The 17,228-nt window shown below is 49.4% G+C and carries 14 protein-coding genes and 1 tRNA gene; 2 read left to right on the forward strand and 13 right to left on the reverse strand.

All coding sequences use genetic code 11. The features are described 5' to 3' along the window. Positions 1-546 precede the first annotated feature (546 nt). From nac to ACNY69_RS04665, 4 genes are all read right to left on the reverse strand, one after another. On the reverse strand, positions 547-1,464 hold the full coding sequence (gene nac, locus ACNY69_RS04650) for a nitrogen assimilation transcriptional regulator NAC (protein ID WP_111140676.1): 918 nt from the start codon (positions 1,462-1,464) through the stop codon (positions 547-549). Between the two features lie 448 nt (positions 1,465-1,912). Then, positions 1,913-2,938 (reverse strand): ABC transporter permease, encoded by a 1,026-nt coding sequence (locus ACNY69_RS04655; RefSeq protein WP_181162214.1) that lies wholly within the window; start codon positions 2,936-2,938, stop codon positions 1,913-1,915. A gap of 23 nt (positions 2,939-2,961) precedes the next feature. After that, a complete protein-coding gene (locus tag ACNY69_RS04660) occupies positions 2,962-4,446 on the reverse strand; it encodes a sugar ABC transporter ATP-binding protein (protein ID WP_111140677.1) in 1,485 nt (494 codons plus the stop codon). Positions 4,447-4,478: 32 nt separating this feature from the next. Continuing rightward, positions 4,479-5,402 carry a sugar ABC transporter substrate-binding protein gene (locus tag ACNY69_RS04665; protein WP_111140678.1) on the reverse strand — a complete coding sequence of 308 codons (924 nt, stop codon included), beginning with the start codon at positions 5,400-5,402 and terminating at the stop codon, positions 4,479-4,481. 503 nt (positions 5,403-5,905) lie between these two features. Here ACNY69_RS04665 and ACNY69_RS04670 point away from each other — a divergent pair. Further along, positions 5,906-5,981, forward strand: a tRNA-Asn gene (locus ACNY69_RS04670). A 232-nt stretch (positions 5,982-6,213) separates the two neighbouring features. Here ACNY69_RS04670 and ACNY69_RS04675 read toward each other — a convergent pair. Genes ACNY69_RS04675 through ACNY69_RS04690 form a run of 4 tightly spaced genes read right to left on the reverse strand, consistent with a single transcriptional unit; the run spans position 6,214 to position 11,218 of the window. Beyond that, positions 6,214-7,596 carry an MFS transporter gene (locus ACNY69_RS04675; protein ID WP_111140679.1) on the reverse strand — a complete coding sequence of 461 codons (1,383 nt, stop codon included), beginning with the start codon at positions 7,594-7,596 and terminating at the stop codon, positions 6,214-6,216. A 28-nt stretch (positions 7,597-7,624) separates the two neighbouring features. Then, positions 7,625-8,605 (reverse strand): aminoglycoside phosphotransferase family protein, encoded by a 981-nt coding sequence (locus ACNY69_RS04680; protein WP_111140680.1) that lies wholly within the window; start codon positions 8,603-8,605, stop codon positions 7,625-7,627. Beyond that, entirely contained in the window at positions 8,602-9,744 is a 1,143-nt protein-coding gene (locus ACNY69_RS04685) for a hypothetical protein (protein WP_418797439.1), read from the reverse strand. The genes ACNY69_RS04680 and ACNY69_RS04685 overlap by 4 nt, the downstream gene beginning before the upstream one ends. A gap of 46 nt (positions 9,745-9,790) precedes the next feature. Then, positions 9,791-11,218: a bifunctional 2-methylcitrate dehydratase/aconitate hydratase gene (locus ACNY69_RS04690; RefSeq protein WP_111140682.1), complete on the reverse strand. Its 1,428-nt coding sequence runs from the start codon at positions 11,216-11,218 to the stop codon at positions 9,791-9,793. A gap of 464 nt (positions 11,219-11,682) precedes the next feature. On the opposite strand from ACNY69_RS04690, the gene ACNY69_RS04695 reads away from it, so the two are divergent. Beyond that, complete coding sequence (locus ACNY69_RS04695; protein ID WP_111140683.1) at positions 11,683-12,570, forward strand: LysR family transcriptional regulator; 888 nt, start codon at positions 11,683-11,685, stop codon at positions 12,568-12,570. A 148-nt stretch (positions 12,571-12,718) separates the two neighbouring features. Here ACNY69_RS04695 and ACNY69_RS04700 read toward each other — a convergent pair whose 3' ends face one another. The 5 genes from ACNY69_RS04700 to ACNY69_RS04720 form a co-directional block, all read right to left on the reverse strand. Then, positions 12,719-13,930: an acyltransferase family protein gene (locus ACNY69_RS04700; RefSeq protein WP_418797440.1), complete on the reverse strand. Its 1,212-nt coding sequence runs from the start codon at positions 13,928-13,930 to the stop codon at positions 12,719-12,721. Between the two features lie 174 nt (positions 13,931-14,104). After that, positions 14,105-14,941 (reverse strand): MBL fold metallo-hydrolase, encoded by an 837-nt coding sequence (locus ACNY69_RS04705; protein ID WP_418797441.1) that lies wholly within the window; start codon positions 14,939-14,941, stop codon positions 14,105-14,107. A gap of 10 nt (positions 14,942-14,951) precedes the next feature. Next, complete coding sequence (locus ACNY69_RS04710) at positions 14,952-15,278, reverse strand: hypothetical protein (protein WP_418797442.1); 327 nt, start codon at positions 15,276-15,278, stop codon at positions 14,952-14,954. 24 nt (positions 15,279-15,302) lie between these two features. Then, positions 15,303-15,884: a peptidylprolyl isomerase gene (locus ACNY69_RS04715; protein ID WP_418797444.1), complete on the reverse strand. Its 582-nt coding sequence runs from the start codon at positions 15,882-15,884 to the stop codon at positions 15,303-15,305. A gap of 100 nt (positions 15,885-15,984) precedes the next feature. Continuing rightward, positions 15,985-16,767 (reverse strand): alpha/beta fold hydrolase, encoded by a 783-nt coding sequence (locus tag ACNY69_RS04720; protein WP_418797445.1) that lies wholly within the window; start codon positions 16,765-16,767, stop codon positions 15,985-15,987. Positions 16,768-17,228: the final 461 nt, after the last annotated feature.

Raw genomic sequence — 17,228 nt, forward strand, 5'->3', positions numbered from 1 at the left:
GCCTCTTCGCGACATCCCTGTCGCTCGTCCTGAAATCCCTCATACGCTCAGCGGCTCTGACGGCCTCCCTTCCCCGCTGTAACTTCTTTTTTCTGTGTTGGGTACTTTATCGCTTCAGGTTCAGAGGATTAGCTCTGGCTCTGGCTCTGGCTCTGGCTCTGGCTTCCAGGCCAGCAGACAACGCTGCATCGTAATAAACAAAAAGAATTCACAGGCGACAGTCTGACAGAGGCGTCCGCAGCGCCGGGGAATAACCGGAGGCCAGGATGAGCCGACAGGACGTCGGCGAAAGGACGGCACGCGCCAGGGATGGCACGTCCGGACGGTCCGCAGGCCGCAGGGCGTGACGAGGCAACCCGCAAAGCGGGGCGCGAAAAGAGCCGGACGCCGGAATTGTCAGGAGGCGTCCGCCCGCACGGGCAACCTGAAACACCCCGCAGCCTGGCGGACGAAACCCGCTCAGCGCAAATCCGTAGTGACGTTCTCCTTTAACGCTCAACGGCTGTTCTGTGAATCCCCGTCACGCCTGCCCTCACGCCAACGCCCTTACCCCACTAACATCAACTCACGCTCTTCACTCAGCGGCTTATTGAGTAGCGACAGCAGAATATTTTTCACGGCCTGCGCAGAAGGCGACAGTGGCAAACGGGCGGAGATATTCAGCGAAAGCGGCAGACTCAGCGATGGGCTGTTGATGCGCGACATCCAGGCATCGGCTGAGCCCACCAGCGCGCGGGCGGCCGATTCCGGCAATACCGTTACGCCCATCCCGCTCGAAATGGCGGCGGTCAGCGTAGAGATCGATTCGATCTCGCCGATAATACGCGCACTCAGGCGGCGCAGTGAAAATGCCTCATCGACCCGCTTGCGTACCGCGCTGTAGTCGCGCGGTAAAAACAGGCTCATCTGCGCCACATCGGCCAGGTCAACGCTGGCGCCCGGATAGTCGGTGGCACCCACCAGATAGAGATCTTCTTTCATCAGCGCCATGCTGCTGATCCCGGCTGTCGGCGCACGGTCGTACAGCACCGCCATATCCAGCTGACCGTTCATCACTTTCTCGTTCAGCACGCTGCCGCTGTTTTCATGCAGGTAGACCAGCACTTCCGGGAACTGATCGCGCACCGTCTGCAACAGCGGCATGGTCAGCGATGAGGCTGCCGTACCTGGTGCCAGACCAATCGACACCTGACCGCTCAGCACCTGCCCGGCATTGATGACCGCCGTCTGCGCCTGCTCACACTGGCGCAGGATCGTCCGCGCATGACCATAAAGAATTTTGCCTGCCTCGGTCGGCGTCACGCCACGCTTGGTGCGGATCAGCAGTTGCTGGTCCAGCTCACTCTCCAGCGTTGCCACCTGCTGACTGAGTGCAGGCTGGGCGATATGCAGCACTTCTGCTGCCTGCGTCAGACTGCCGATATCGACGATTTTCACAAAGTATTTCAGTCGTCTTAAATTCATCCTGCCTCCGTCACTCACCCCGATTCGCGAAAAGGTCTCAGCTTTTCGCCCTGATGAGAGAAATTTTGCAAGATGCAGGCCAGGTTTAAAGGCTGTCATGCGCGCAGGAGAAGGATGTTTTATAACGGCCCGAAAAATAAGCGTTTCTGATTACCTCTGATGGGTTAATAAGGATCATCGATAGCGCATTCCCGCGGGGTCAGCGACCGATCGCACTATGACAGTGCAGACGCTGCGAGTCAGACGTGCAGAAAAGTGATGACAGACGTGCCCCCTTTTAAGCCAGTGCGGACCCGGCACCTGTGAAAGGAGCCTGCCAGGCCTGAAAAGCGGGATAAACGGAGGGAAATGGTGTAAGCGTTATCAGCACGAAGACTTATTACGGGCGGGCAGAGATAAGAGCAAACGCTGCCCTCTCCCCTGTTCTGAAGAGGGCAACGCCTGCCGGTTAACGTTTTTTGCGGTTACGGTGCATATCGATAGAAACTGCCGCCACAATGATGATGCCTTTGATGATGTCCTGAATGTAGGCATCGACGCCGACGAAGGTGAATCCGCTTTTAATCAGCCCGAGAATGACCGCGCCGATTAATGTGCCGGTGATCCGGCCTACGCCCCCCATCAGGCTGCTACCGCCGATCACGGCCGCGGCAATCGCGTCCAGCTCGTAGGACATCCCCATACTTGACTGGCCGCTGCTGACGCGCGCCGCCAGCACCACACCCGCCAGGCCAGAGAGTGCGCCGGCAATGGTGTAGACGATAATCAGATACTTATTAACGTTGATACCGGAGACCTTCGCCGAGGTCATGTTGCCGCCGATGGCGTAGACATATTTGCCGTAGCGGGTATGTTTCAGGGCGATGTGGAACAGCAGCGCCACCACCAGGAAAATGACCACCGGCATGGCACCCTGGCCGATGGAGGTAAAGCCGTCAGACAGGAAGCTGATGGGATTGCCCTGCGTGTAATACTGCGCCAGACCGCGAGCCGACACCATCATACCCAGCGTGGCGATAAAGGGCGGAATTCCGGTGCGGGTGATTAACACCCCATTGACCACACCGGCCAGCAGGCCGACACCGATCCCGGCCGCAATAGGGATGACCGCAGGCATATTGACCAGAGACGGATACATCGGCGAGAGGCTGTCAGAGGTCTGCGCCAGACTTGCGGCCACCACTGCCGCCAGCGCGATTACAGACCCTGAAGAGAGATCGATACCGGTAGTGATGATGACCTGAGTTACACCGACGGCAATGATCCCGATAATCGCCACCTGCAACACAATCAGGATCAGACGGTTGGTGTTGAGCAGGAAAGACTGGTCACGCACGTACCAGCCAAACATTTCAAAAATCAGCGCAATCCCGACCATCACCACAAAAATGCCGGTGTCTTTCGGCAATTTATGACGCAGGCTGGCAAAAAAAGAGGGTTGCTGCGGGGCTGCCGGGGTGGCAGTAGCTTTCATATTGCTCATAGTATTCTCGCGCCTCATTCGGATGCCAACGACAGAATGGTTTCCTGATCGGCGTCTTCTTTATCGAGGATGCCGGTTATACGCCCGCCGTGCATGACCATCACCCGGTCACTCATGCCCAGAATTTCGGGCAGCTCAGATGAGACCATGATGATTGCAACGCCACGGTTGGCCAGTTCACTGATTAAGCGGTAGATTTCTGCTTTTGCACCAACGTCGATGCCGCGCGTTGGTTCGTCCAGAATCAGGATCTTCGGTTGTGCCAGCAGCCAGCGGGCAATCAGCACCTTCTGCTGATTACCGCCACTGAGGTTGTTGATGATCTGATCCATGGTCGGGGTTTTGATATTGAGGCGGCGAATCTGGTCCATACAGTCCTGCGCCATCTTCACATGACTGACAAAGCCACTTTTGCCGCTGTATTCGGGCATATTGACGATACTCATGTTCTCCATCACCGACAGCACCAGAAACAGCCCGGACTTTTTACGATCTTCGGTGAGAAAGGCCATGCCCTTTTCAATGGCGGTAGACGGCGAGTCAATCTTCACCGGCACGCCATCAATTAAGATTTCGCCGCTGTCAAAGCTCTCCATCCCGAACAGGCTCTCCATCACCTCGCTGCGCCCTGCGCCCACCAGTCCGGCAACGCCGAGGATTTCCCCCCGCCGCACGCTGAAACTGACGTCGGTAAAACGATCCCGACAGCTGAGATTGCGCACCGTCAGCACTTCCTCGCCGATGGCGCTGTTGAATTTCGGGAACAGCTGGGTCAGTTCGCGTCCGACCATCTGGGTGATCAGCGACTGACGGGTATACTTCGCCGTCTGGTCGCTGGCGATCCAGCTGCCGTCACGGAAGATACTGACCTCATCGGTGATGGTGAAAATCTCATCCATCTTATGGCTGATATAGATGATTGCTTTGCCCTGCTCGCGCAGGTCACGAATGATAGTAAAGAGGTGCGCCACTTCGGTTTCCGTCAGTGCGGAAGTCGGCTCATCCATGATGACAATGTCTGAGTCCCAGGAGACCGCTTTGGCAATCTCGACCATCTGCTGCGACGCAATGCTCAGTTCTCCCACCATCCGTTCGGCTTTGAGCCGGATATTGAGGCGGTTAAGCAGCTCCTGCGTCACCTGATTCAGTCGGGCGTGATCGACGAAGCCGAACTTCATTGGTTCGCGACCCAGCCAGATATTCTCAGCGACGGTCATGTAGGGCACCAGGTTAAGCTCCTGGTGGATCATCGAAATGCCGGAACGCAACGCGTCCATGGTGTCCTGAAACTGCACCGGCTCCCCTTTAATTTTGATGGTGCCCTTATCGGGACGATACATCCCGATAAGGCACTTCATTAAAGTGGATTTGCCCGCGCCATTTTCGCCCATCAAGGCATGTACCGTTCCCGGACGCACCCGCAACGATACGTTGTCGAGGGCTTTAACGCCGGGGAAGAACTTGCTGATGCCTTCGGCTTCAAGCGCAAACGCGTTCATTTATCACCTCCGTACAGCTGGGTCGGGAACGATTATTTCAGGTTACGATTGGTAAACTGTTCCATGTTTTCTTTCGTGATCAGCTGATAAGGGATATTGATCACTTTCTGAACCTGTTCGCCTTTCACCAGTTTGATGGCCGTCTGTACGGCACCCTCGCCCTGACCCTTCGCATCCTGGAAGACTGTCGCGACCATCTTGCCCTGCTTCAGCATCTGCAGTGCATCAGGCGTTCCATCCACCCCGGCGATCAGGATTTTATCCGGGTTTTTGCCCAACGCCTGCAGCGCACCAATCGCCATTTCATCGTTGTTAGAGGCGATGGCATTGATCTGATCGCCTGCCGTTAACCAGTTGCTCACCACATCCACCGCGTCGTTACGGGTAAATTTAGCGGTCTGCTTCTGAACAATTTTGATGCCAGGGAATTTCGCCGCCACCTGCTCTACCCCTTTGGTACGGTCACGGGTCGCTTCGTTTGCCAGATCGCCCATCAGGATGGCGACGTTGCCCTTGCCGTTCATCGCCTTAGCCAGCGCTTCCATCTGTAAGCGTCCGGCCAGTTCAGAGTCGGAACCGACGTAGGCCATTTTACCGGTCAGTTCTGCCTGAGGACGGCGGTTAACGAAGACCAGCGGGATACCGGCTTTGCTCGCCTGATCCATAATCGGTTTCACCGCATTGGTGTCGACCGGGTTGACGATCAGGGCATCAACACCCTGGCCGATAAAGTTCTGTACCTGCTGCAGCTGCTGTGAAACGTCGCCCTTCGCATCTTCAACCTGCCCTTTAACGTTATCTTTCTGCATCTCTTTCTGCATTGAATTGCGCAGAATGGTCAGGAAGTTGTCGTCAAACAGCGCCATAGAGACGCCTACCGAGATATCTTTTGCCATAACCGCGGCAGGTAACATGCAGGCTAACAGTGAGGCGACAATCGTTTTTTTGATGTTCATAGGTACCCTTCTTATTTGTTAACTTGCTCAGCAGCGCTTTGAGAATGAAAAATATCTTTTACATTCATCCAGTCTGACTGGCGTCTGTTTCGGGAAATTTGAGGTAAGACTCTGGGTTACGACTATTTTTGTGATCGACCGCTCCTTTTCACAATCACTTGATCTACAGACAGTTACTTTCAAAATGCCGTTTCATTTCCGGCCGATAGTGACGACCGTGATGATAAGCAGTTTATTTGTTCCATATAAGTCAGTTTTGAAATTTTTATCATAAAAGCACTGAAATGGTTGTTTTAACATCGGCAAACAACAAAACTTTGACATGCCTCTAACATCTGTAGAGAAATGCCCGCAAAGTGAGATCCTGTTGGCAGTTTGAAAAGCCAGCAGATATGGGGAAAAATCATCAATCCGCTGCTTTTACGAGCATCTGAACGCATTTCAGTAAACAGGGCTTTGACAAGCGGGATCCGTGCCGTTAATATTCGCCCCGTTCAAGCGATTCCTCTGTAGTTCAGTCGGTAGAACGGCGGACTGTTAATCCGTATGTCACTGGTTCGAGTCCAGTCAGAGGAGCCAGAATTAGAAAAGCCCGCTCAGGGAAACCTGAGCGGGCTTTTTGCTTTTGCGCGTCCGGGGCTGACGGGATGCTGTCTGCGTGGCGATGCATCCTGCCCTGAATTTTGTCTGCGCCCTGAAGTCGTTAAATAATTTAAGAGGCGCCAACCAGGCCGGAGCCTGGCAACAATCTTCTTCATTCCTCTTTCGTTCTCTATTGATCAGGTTTTTGTAAGCCCGTTAATGCAAAAGATTATCGATGCAAACGCAGCATGCTTGCGACGGATGAAACTGCTGAAATCAGACAGGCCATGCCAAAAACATAAATGGCGAATGATGCTTGTGCCCCTTCAGCCAGTCCGTTTGACAATGCTATAACCATTGCAACAAGGGCAGCACCGATTGATTGTCCAGCGGTTCTGGCTGTCGATAAAAGCCCTGACGCCGTAACGGTCCGGTCCTTCGCAACGTTTGAGAACATCTCCTTATTGTTGGGTGGCAGGAAGAGCCCATAACCAATTCCGCATACTGCGACACGCCAGACGATATTACCCATAGTTATAACTGCAGGTAACGTTGCCAGTAACCCCAAACCTGAGCTGAAAATGACTACGCCGATCGTCGAAATTTGCGTGGGATTTAACCTGTTCGATAGCCAGCCAGCAATGGGAGCACAGACTGCTACGGCGATCGGCCAGGGCGTGAAGATGAAAGCCGATTCGAGTACAGAGTAATGATAGGTATGCTGCAGAACAAAAGGCAGACCAACCAGCGCCATTCCCTGAGCAATAAACAATGAAAAGGATGAAAACACAGCAAAGGAGTAACGCTTTGAATGAAACACATCCAGCGGCAATAGGGGATGTTCTGAGCGCGTCTGCTGAACGATAAAAACAGCCATGAAAATACCTGAAGCAGCACCGCACAGAATAAGTATGGAATGCTCCCAGCGTCCGATTTGATCGACAGCGATAACCAGAAGTCCCAGGGATACAGCTGACGTGACTGCGCCCCCCCAGTCAAAACCGCTTTCCCGCACATCATCTGTGCCAAGTGAAATCAGTGCGAGAACGGTAGCCAGAGCGCCCAATGGAATGTTGATATAAAACAACCAGGGCCAGTCAAGCCAGGAGATGATCAAACCACCCAGCGCAGGACCAATAGCTGTCCCCACGGCAAAAGCCAGTGCGTTAAGTCCCAGAATTGTGCCTAAGGTATTCGCGGGAAAAATAACCCGATACAGACCTAATCCTACGCTAATCATCACGGCATAACTCACCCCCTGAAGTATGCGCATAGCAACCAGCATGCCGAACGTTGAAGAGAGGCTGCAACCCAATGATGCCAGCGTAAAAAGCACCATTCCCAGCGTATAAAAGCGTCGTTCCCCTATCCGCGATCCCAGTGATGCGCAGATCAGCATTGTCGCCGCGCTCGCCACCTGATAGCCGTTGGTTACCCAGATGACTGAGGCTGAATCGACATGCAAAGCCTCAGCAATTGATGGCAAGGAGATGTTAACAATGGAACCGTCCAGCGCTGCCATGATAACGCCGATCAGAATGGCTGCGGCCGCCAGATAGCGCCTTGGTGTTTCAAACCCCTGTTCTAATGTATTACTGCTAACCAACGACATATCCCGGATATCCTTAATTAATTGGGGTTTACGCGCAGAGCGTGACCGTTTCTGCAACAGTACCTTCCAGATAAGCCAGTAGTCCCAGCATCAATACTTCTTCAGGACTGGCTACAACAGGCGAACGTGGCATATTCCAGGTCTGTTTACTGCCATTGATGCGTATGCTTCTCAGAAAACAGTATGTAGTGAGCACGTAAAATCGGTTACGCATGCTCTCTCCCATCAGTGGCAACAGGCCTGAAATGCTGCCCAGCTCAGGTATTTCGCTAAGGATATTGGCGTAATCAGGTCTGGCCAGTACAAACATCAGCGCATCCGCCATTGGTACGACTTTAACGGCATCTTTTACCTCTGCCGCCAACTCATGCCAGAAAGAAAAGGCAAATCGGGAGAAGCCAAAAAGAGGATCCAGGCCACGAACTGAAAAATCAGGATCGATAAAACGCGTTTCAGCACATTCTTCGTTATAAAGCACATTGCCAAAATGAAAATTGAAATGAGCTTTGTCCACCGCTCTGAACACTTCTGTCTGAGCCATTTTCAGAGCTTTTTCATAAACTTCTCGTGCGGTAGTGGTAAAACCGGCGCCATTCAGAAGCACGGGTTTATCAAACAGTGCATGCGCGAAGCGTGTCCCTTCCCACTCCTCCCGCAATCTCTCGGCCATATCATTGACCATCACCGACGAGGTTTCTGATTCCAGACCAATGGCCTCCTGTATTTTTTCCAGCGCATTTCTCACGATCATCCTGCGCCCTGCCAGTGATCGCTGCTCATCAAAAACGATCCCTGATAACGGCAGGGAATTCATTTTTTCAAGAATGTAGAATTGCCGTCCCGCAGCCAGTCCGTCATGAAGTACGGGTACCATAAGTTGCGGATAAATCGCGTGTAATACGCGAATCTGTTCGACTTCGGCTTTTATTTTTTCATTAAATTGCGCAGATCTTGCTGTCTTCACTACAAAACCTGAACTCAGAAAATCAACGGTGTGGGAGCGGGTCATTTTTCAATCTCCTGGAAAGTGGCAACGGGCAGGCCGGACGCAATACTCCGTGCGACGGCACGGACCACTGCGCTATAGCCAACGGTGTTATTAACAAATGACTGGATAATGATTTCACTCAGATTCTGGCTAGCCAGATGGGGGGGCCTGAGAATCAGCAGATGGTTCTGATCGCTCAGGACGGTTGAACAACGGCGTTCATAGGCATAGGCTCTGCTACCTAATGGCGAACGCGAAGCTTTCACCACATGAGGATGGGTACTGTTTACCCTCTCTATTGCAGCCTCAATGAGACTACTGGTTAACGCGCCTGCATCTCTGACGATAAAGCGATTAATCTGATAGCCGGGAGCATGTACAGGTGCGCGTAATGAAACCGTATTTACCAGCGGTGCCCAGGGCATCACCTTATCCTGACTCATCGCGATTTGAGAAAAACTCGGGCGCAGATTGTCCCGGGCATCCTGCTGACGCCCTTCGAATGAGCGGGTGCCAAGCACGCCGTTTGGCGTATCCGGATGCACAATATCGGTTTCTACCGACAGAATATGCGAAGCATTACAGTTAAGGGTTCTGAGCGCCTCAATGAGCACACGCAGTGAGGCATGCATCCCGTTAGTCTGACAGGAACCCAGGCAATACATTCCCGAACGGACTACCTTACGGTCAATGGTGCCAATCTCGTCACGAGTCAAATCTTCCAGGCAGCCATAGATGCTCGGCAACGCATTGGCTTCAGCAACACCCAGCACGACATCAGCAATTTCCTGCATGTTGCGGGCAACAGGGCTTTCCTTATCCATGTCGAGCTTGCTTGTGGCAATAAAGCCAATATCAAAACGGCCTGCCTGCGGAGGAATGGTCTTCGCAAGATCACCAAAATAAAAATTAACCTCGCGTTCCTGAATACGCAGTGTTTTATCATTGATAACAGTGAGGCTGGACTGGATGCCCGGAGATGCCATAGCAAGACGGGCCACTATGCCATCAATTGGGCGTAAATCCGGGTAATGTTTGTCCAGCGAGGGCGGGTTCGTCACCACAGTATCAATAATAAACCCATCTTTTTCTGGATCATTCTGGATCAGAAGGTTCGCGCCAATTTCTGCTCCGCAGCCTGCCAGTATTGCTTTTTTCATCTTTCACTCCGAATGCGATAATTAATTGAAAGGTTTCAGGTGCGAATTAGTTCCAGGAGAACAATTTCAAAAAATCGGTGACGGTCATGGCATCCAGCTTCGATTCAGATGTCAGTATCCCAGCCAGCACAGAAGAACGATCACGTAATGGGCTACCTGAAAGATTCATATGAAATTTTGTCAGCAGTGCGTCGAAACACTCTTCACGCCGGCGAACATGACCCAGCGGATATTCGATGGTTTCGGAGAACTCTTCATCTCTGCCGTAACATTTCAGGAAGAGAGAATTAGGAATGGCGCGCTTTTCAGGATCGTAATAGCTTTCAGTAAATGAGGGCCGTTCAACGCAGCTAATTTTCAAGCGCAAGGCTTCCAGGTCTGGATCAGAAGCAAGGGGATCATGGAAGTCATTAATCGTGAGGTTGCCAGTTTGCAGTCCTGCTGCAACCATGTATTGCAGGCAGTGATCGCGATCTGCAGAATTCTTCATCGGACCGGATTTATCAATAATCTGCATGGCCGGACGCGTTGTTTCCACCCGTACATACTCAATGCTTTCAAGAGAGAAGCCCTCAGCAAGGATACGTGCGCGCAGGTTAATCGCCGCCTCTACTGCCGTCTGTGCATGGTATTCGGCAGGATTAGGCACTTTAAACAGGATATTTTTGATGACAAAATCCGATAAGCTACGCGACAGATTGAGAGGTTTACCCCTTAGCACCGCTTCGTCGAATCCCCAGCGACTGGCGGTTAGCGCAGTGGGATATCCCATTTCTCCCGTCTGAGCAAATAGCGCCAGCTGCAGACCCCGCGCCGTTGCATCCCCTGCCGCCCAAGATTTGCGCGTTCCCGCATTCGGTGCATGCCGGTATGTTCTCAACGCATGTCCATCAATGACAGCATTTGATAGCGCACTGAGTGCCTGATCTTTTGACAAGCCCATGAGCTGTGCTGAAGCAATAGCCGAAGCCATTTTTACCAGTACCACATGGTCGATACCCAGCGCATTGAAGCAGTTTGACAGACATAACACCCCATGAACTTCGTAAGTACGAATCATAGTGTTCATGACTGTGGTCATCTGCATAGCCGGGTGCTGACCATCAGCGAGGCTGTACCAGGCGGCGGCGGTCAGAATCGCCCCCAGATTGTCGGAAGGATGTCCCCACTCCTGGGCCAGCCAGGTATCGTTAAATTCCAGCCAGCGGATCATAGAACCGATATGAAAAGCAGCCTCGACAGGCCCCAGCTTCAACGCTGTCCCCGCAACTGGCACACCGTTATCGCTCTTGCTGAACTGAGATCCCTGCATCAGCTTCATACAGTCAGCATCCGTCGAGGCGGCAATTGCGCAACCTATCGAATCAAGCAGGCAATAGCGTGCCAAACGTAACGTCTCATCATCGAAGGATGTCTGCTCGTAAACATAATCAACCAGTTGTACCAATACCTTATCGTACGCGGCATCCGCCATGATTTACCCCATCATTGAATAAGAATTATCCATATACCGACAATAGTGACTCTATACATCAGAAAGTAATTTACGGAAACTGACAATCCATTGATTTATCTGCAAATAATCTATTTCGCTTATTAAAAGCGTAAATGCCGTGGTATTAAAAAACCAGCGAATAAAACCGTGGGGGCGCATCGAAAATATTGATGGCAGGTAAAGTCATAGTGGAATAAGGTTAATTTTTTAGCCTGTCACTGCCGATTAAATAGAAACCAGAAGAGCACAATATATCGCGTAATTTACGTAACCAGAATTAATGCCTGCTAAATTGATTATTTAATCGTTGTCATCACGAATTTCTTTCCCGGATATCTGGCCATTTCATGTCGGCCAGTATTGCAAAGTGAGTGACAAAATTGTTAATAAAGAATATAAATAATTTCTGTAATGATAGACCACTTTTACGCATGAGGTTTTAAATGAAGATAAGTGAGCTTCTTGCATTCGTGACAGTCGTGGAGACAGGGAACATAACCCAGGCAGCCGAACGTCTTAATCGTGTGCAATCGAGTATTTCTCACCGAATCAGAAGTCTGGAAGACAATCTTGATGTCACATTATTAGACCGAAAAGCCGATGGATGCTCACTTACATCACAGGGTCAGATACTTTATGACTATGCGCGGAAAATATTAGATCTGGCGGATGATTGTAAAAACAACATTCAGTGCTCAAAAAACAGGCAGATAAATATGCGTATCGGCATAATTGAGTGCCTGCCACCCTACATTGTCAGTGCATTGATTGACCTTGGCCATGACCTTGGCTGGAATATTGACATTACTGTCGGAAATACCATCAGTCTGCTAAATGCCTTTGACCATAAAGAGTTTGATGCCGTTATCATTGGCGCCGGATTTTCAAATGCACACCACACTGCTTCCACGTTGCTAACAAGCGAACTCGTTATTATTACTGAAAAAGATTATCCTGATATCAAAGACCTTTCAGGTCTGGATGGAGAAATTTTCTTACTAAGCAGTAAAAAATGCGCAACGACGACGCGAAATTATGATCTCCTGTTCAATGAGGCTCGGATTACTCCTAAACGCATGGTGGAATGCGGATCTTATCCGGTACTGTTCTCAAGCATCGCCGCAGGTAAGGGTATTTCAATGGTATTACGCTGTTCAATCAGCAACGAAATACAGAATAAAATTAAAATTCATGAGCTCAACGGGCAGTTTAGTGACTTCAAAATAGAGCTGGTTTATCGCACAGATTCAATGCAGATTGAGGGGGCTAAATTCAAAGGGATTATGAATTCAGTGTTTCAGGATCCACGCCTGAATGCTTCCGGTTACTGAATTTACTGCCTTCTTTCCTGTACTTCCCTGTCAAAATCAGTTAACAGAGAGCGGGAGAGCACACGTCCAGCGTTGCTCTCCCTCCTGACAGCCAGGTTTCAAATCTGCTATGACTCCCGGCACAACAGGCTCAACTATCTAAGGCTACTCATACGGTTTCTGGCAGAATGATTAACTTCTTCGTTTTACACTTCTCAAGAATCCACTTCATGACTGGAACTTCAAAATATCTGTATAAAAATCCAGCGATCGATACGGAAAGAATCAATGCTACCGCGATAAGTGACACCCCCTGAAAAAGGTCAAACTTTTTGCCTGCCGTAAGGTTCAGAAAGTAGAAAAGCACCAGGAAATGAACCATGTAAAACGAATAGGAAATTTCCCCTAACCATACAGACAATTTTGAGTTCAATAGTGTATTGCGATTTTTAAGATCATCGCCTGCCATTGAAATGATAAGAAGGCAAACTGGTATAATGAAAACCACACTCATGCTGAACTGATAAGGCAAAAACATAGACCCAATGTAAGTAATTAAAAGCAGAGTCATTGATGCTGTTTTCGGAAGGATCAATGCCCGGCCGTTGATCAGCAACCGGGCAGCAAACATCCCGGCAACAAATTCGAATATACGCGATGGTGGAAAAATATAGGATACCCAAAAGTGGCGTTGAGAAATGGGAAAAGCCCCCATTAAATGATTGGATTCAACCCCATAATAGATACCTGTTTGTACCAGCAGGGAGGCTAAGGTAACAATAATTAATCCCTGGATATCAAATTTTTCAGGAATTGCTTTCATTACCCTGAAAAGAAATGGGAACGAAAGATAAAACATGGCTTCTATGCATAAAGACCAGCTCGGTCGGTTCCCTACAAAGAAGTAATGTACATCATCAATCCATGTGTTCAGTAAAAACAGATTCGAAAACCAGAGCTTATACTGATACAGACTCACCGCACCAAAGATAAATGCTATAATCAAGGTAAGGCAATGTGTAGGATAAATCTTTGCGAACCGCCGCAGATAAAAATCGCCAGCGGTATCGTCTTTTTTGGCTGACCAGACCATTATAAAACCGCTTAGAATAAAGAAATATGAAACCCCGAGCCACCCTGCTTTTCCTACAATCACAGTGAATCCATGTTGAATAGTGGGATCTGAAAAGGGCGCAAGATCACTCGGCAGGGATGAATGAAATAAGAAAACCAACAATGCAGCCCAGAAGCGGCTGCCGGTAAGTGATGAAAGCCTTGGTAACCTTGCTGAGCTTTCTTTGAGCATTGCGCATTCTCCTGATAACTTTCCTTTCTCAGGATTAATATAAGTAATGGCTTCTTTGTTTATTTCAGCGTTCATAGATTCTTCCCAGGGGATAAAAGATACCGGTCGTTTTGTCAGATGGCAGAGTGACAATGTTTAAGAACTCCGGGCAACGTATAATGATAAAGCGCGGCCGAAAGCCCGCAATTTATCATCACGCTGCCCTGCAAAAATTAGTGCTTGGTGAAAAAAATAATACGACGTCTGAATCTACTCTTTATGCACAATATGGTATCCCGACGCTTGTTTTTCGATATAACCAAAAGCCTGTTCGCCGAAATGCATTCCCCCAACCAAAACCTTATCAGAACTCACTGCCTCAAGCATTCGTATACGTACCTCAGCCGCCCTATGTGGATCATAGTCAAACGCTATCGCCACCTCTGGCCTGCTCAGTTGAATATGCGGGAAATGGACAATATCGCCCCAGATCAACAGACTGTTATGTTCGCCTTCAATCTGATAGCCTGTATGCCCCGGGGTATGGCCTTTTAAAGGAATGGCAAAAATACCAGGAAACACCTCGCCACTTTCGATTAAACGAATTTTTTTCTGATACTTTTTGAATATACTTCGTGCTAAAAGGAAATTTCCTTTTATGCGATCGCTGACCGCTGCGAAATTTTCATCACTTTCAATATAATTGTACTCATCCCGGCTGATTATTAATTCCGCCCGATTAAACAGGGCTTCATCTTCACCATTTAACAGTCCGCCGATATGGTCAGGGTGCGCATGCGTCAGAAGAACTGCATCAATATCTTCGGGCTGTATATTTAACCTGGCAAGATTAGCTACCAATCTCCCGCCCCAGCCTTTTACGCCACCCGCACCACTATCGATAAGAATATTTTTTTCTTTGCGACGCACCAAAAATGTATTGATGTGAACCGCATTCGGCTCGCTGATGTCAGCATCACGCTGGATTTTTTCACACTCTTTTTCATCAACCTTTGAGAGCATGTTGAAACCGACTTCCAGATATCCATCGCTCAGTGCTATCACCTCTGTATTGCCAAGATCTCTCACAGGAAAACCGGCGTTCATAAATTGCTCCTTAGTTCTTTCCATAAATATTACTCGCGTCAAAAGAAAAACAGCGAATTCGTGCTGAAACCCCTGTCATTTCCTTGATTAGCACATCAACCTGATGCATGAACTCCTCCATCAACTCTGTCGTTCTGAACACCTCCTGCCTCAGTCTGGCTTCGAAATAAATGGGCGTGCCAAAGCCTATCTTTGCGGTGAGATAGCTGATATGAATATTATCCTGTTTAGCGTTAAGTATCTTTTGTGCAAGACCGGCCAGAATCGTTGAGAATTTTTCACAGGATTCACAATCCAACCGATAATTTTCTGAGGTATATAGCGTAATACTGGGCACCCTGAAATCTCTCTTCTCGTAACTTTAACTTTCTGAAACTCGCCAGACCGATCTGGCTGACGCTAGCCGTAACCGTTTTATCGTTTCCGGGTTTAATACCTTTCCCGTCTCATGCGTTCCGCCTTGCAACTGGTCTATCAGATCCATTCCCGCTGTGACTTTGCCAAAAACTGTATAGTTCTGATCTAAATATCTGGCTCTGTTCGTGGTGATAAAAAACTGGTGGGTCGCACTGTGTGGATGGCGTGATCTGGCCATACCGACCGTACCGCGTTCAAACGGCAGCGTGCTGAACTCAGCAGCGAGTGGGGGTAGCTGTCGCGGATCGATTCGCGACATATTCCCTGGATCACCTGTCTGGGCCATAAAGTCCTTTATGACTCTCGCAAACGGCATGCCATCGTAAAATCTGGCCTGTGCCAATACCTTGATACGTCTGACATGGCCCGGTGCCCGATCTGAAAATAATCGGATGCTGACTATTCCGCTCCCGAGTTCCATTTCAAGGAGATCGCTCTCCTGTGTGGCTGTCTGAGACAGGGCCGGAAGCATCATGGCTCCTGCGCACAGGCCCAGCCCCCCGCCAATAAACGTTCGACGATTCATCTGTTTTTCCTGATTCTGAACCTGACCTCATAGCCCGTCATGCCCGATGCATGAATTCACTCTTGCCTCTTCTCCGCAAGTTATGTGACTGCTTATCGGTTTACTGTTTTTTATCCATTTCTATAAAAGAGATAATCTCATTGGTCAGCGCGTCAGGCTGTTCGAAATTGGGTAAATGCGCCGCCCCCTCAAGCGTATGCAATTGTGCATTTCTTTTTCTGGCAAGCCGTTCTGCATAATCCGGTGGCGTAAGCTGATCCTCGCTTCCCCTGACGACAACCGCTCTTACACCCTGAATGTTCATATCGGTTAAATCCGTATTCGCAATGGCATAAGAGCACCCCGCGAAAGCCTCAACTGTTGTTCGCCGTAGCATCTGCTTCATCCCGTCAGCATACGGCGAATCCAGAAACATCGGTGTCACCCACTTACTTAAAATGCCCATTTCAAGGTGCTCAATACCGTGCTGGAATACATCTTCTGCACGGGCACGCCAGAGTGCTGGCGGCGCAGCATTGACCAATGCGGTATCCACAATAATCATTCCCAGAACCCTTTTTGGGATTCTGAAGCCAATCCATTGCGCTATTGTTCCTCCGATTGAAACACCGGCAACATAGAATGTATTAATGTGAAGGTAGTCCAGCGCAGCTATGACATCGTCGGCCAAATCTGACATTGAAAACTCAATCGCGTCGACAGCACTTAATCCGTGACCACGTATATCCAGGCGAATAACCCGATAGCGTTCAATCAGACGCGGCATTTGTAAATCCCAGAGATGCAAATCTGTTCCCAGCGAGTGAAGAAGGACCAGCACTGGCGAATTTTCTTTTCCCTGCACATCAACATGCTGGGTTAACTTAAGCGGTCGTATAAACATCTGATTAATGCGCCCTTATTTTTTAATTATGCTGCAGTGAAAATCCGGCAAGCAGAAAATGAAATGAATGTTCATTTTTCAATGAAAGACTATCAAGGCAATTTCAGTAGATGTGCTTATTTAAAAGTTATCCTGCTGCGTGAAATAACTTTCCAGCTCTTTCCAAATCACGCCAGCTGTCGCTATCATTAATAAAACACTTAACGCGCTGCCTCCAGTGAATAATTTCGATGCAGCTATCGATTTTATCAATCTGACTTTTATTGCGTAATGATCCCAGGAGCATGTAAGGAGTTAACGCTGTGAATTTCATCTCAGTACGTGACTATTTTTTAATGAAACTATGCGAAGGTGGATCAGTCGGCGTATGCAAAAAATATCGCCCGATATGCAGCAAATCGTAGTGATTTATTTTGCCGGAAGATCATCCAGCCAATTAAGGAGCACTGATAACAGAAAAT

Source organism: Pantoea graminicola (genome assembly GCF_048452665.1).
Classification (GTDB): domain Bacteria; phylum Pseudomonadota; class Gammaproteobacteria; order Enterobacterales; family Enterobacteriaceae; genus Pantoea.

Excerpts from the sequence above, each read along its gene's own strand:
- nac (WP_111140676.1), bottom strand. The coding sequence starts at position 1,464 with ATGAATTTAAGACGACTGAAATACTTTGTGAAAATCGTCGATATCGGC.
- ACNY69_RS04655 (WP_181162214.1), bottom strand. The coding sequence starts at position 2,938 with ATGAAAGCTACTGCCACCCCGGCAGCCCCGCAGCAACCCTCTTTTTTT.
- ACNY69_RS04660 (WP_111140677.1), bottom strand. The coding sequence starts at position 4,446 with ATGAACGCGTTTGCGCTTGAAGCCGAAGGCATCAGCAAGTTCTTCCCC.
- ACNY69_RS04665 (WP_111140678.1), bottom strand. The coding sequence starts at position 5,402 with ATGAACATCAAAAAAACGATTGTCGCCTCACTGTTAGCCTGCATGTTA.
- ACNY69_RS04675 (WP_111140679.1), bottom strand. The coding sequence starts at position 7,596 with ATGTCGTTGGTTAGCAGTAATACATTAGAACAGGGGTTTGAAACACCA.
- ACNY69_RS04680 (WP_111140680.1), bottom strand. The coding sequence starts at position 8,605 with ATGACCCGCTCCCACACCGTTGATTTTCTGAGTTCAGGTTTTGTAGTG.
- ACNY69_RS04685 (WP_418797439.1), bottom strand. The coding sequence starts at position 9,744 with ATGAAAAAAGCAATACTGGCAGGCTGCGGAGCAGAAATTGGCGCGAAC.
- ACNY69_RS04690 (WP_111140682.1), bottom strand. The coding sequence starts at position 11,218 with ATGGCGGATGCCGCGTACGATAAGGTATTGGTACAACTGGTTGATTAT.
- ACNY69_RS04695 (WP_111140683.1), top strand. The coding sequence starts at position 11,683 with ATGAAGATAAGTGAGCTTCTTGCATTCGTGACAGTCGTGGAGACAGGG.
- ACNY69_RS04700 (WP_418797440.1), bottom strand. The coding sequence starts at position 13,930 with ATGAACGCTGAAATAAACAAAGAAGCCATTACTTATATTAATCCTGAG.
- ACNY69_RS04705 (WP_418797441.1), bottom strand. The coding sequence starts at position 14,941 with ATGAACGCCGGTTTTCCTGTGAGAGATCTTGGCAATACAGAGGTGATA.
- ACNY69_RS04715 (WP_418797444.1), bottom strand. The coding sequence starts at position 15,884 with ATGAATCGTCGAACGTTTATTGGCGGGGGGCTGGGCCTGTGCGCAGGA.
- ACNY69_RS04720 (WP_418797445.1), bottom strand. The coding sequence starts at position 16,767 with ATGTTTATACGACCGCTTAAGTTAACCCAGCATGTTGATGTGCAGGGA.